The sequence below is a fragment of the Alkalihalophilus lindianensis genome (assembly GCF_032843265.1).
In the GTDB taxonomy this organism is placed as follows: domain Bacteria; phylum Bacillota; class Bacilli; order Bacillales; family Bacillaceae_D; genus Alkalihalophilus; species Alkalihalophilus lindianensis.
In genome coordinates this window covers 1-229 of sequence record NZ_JAWJBA010001160.1, presented here as the reverse complement: position 1 = coordinate 229, position 229 = coordinate 1, and the positions used below count along the sequence as shown (strand labels likewise).

The 229-nt window shown below is 68.1% G+C and carries 1 protein-coding gene; it reads right to left on the bottom strand.

Annotated elements, in window-relative coordinates; all coding sequences use genetic code 11:
- On the bottom strand, window positions 1-214 hold a 214-nt coding region (locus RYX56_RS26905; protein ID WP_317124558.1), incomplete at its 3' end, for a hypothetical protein.
- Window positions 215-229: the final 15 nt, after the last annotated feature.

The following is a 229-nucleotide window of genomic DNA, read 5'->3' as shown; positions in this document are numbered from 1 at the left end:
CGCCCAGATCCTTGCCGTGCGTCGCGAGGAACGTGTCGGCGGCGCGGCGGCCCTCGTCGCGCAGCAGGCAGAGGAAGGCCCATTCGGCGTTGAGCTTCGAGGAGGAATCGAGGTCGACCAACATGTCGCTCCTGATCAGGTGCAGGCGCATGCGCGACCAGTGCGCCACCTCGGCGTCGTCCGCCGACGCGACCTTGCGCAGCAACGCCATCATGCGCAGCTCCTTCAG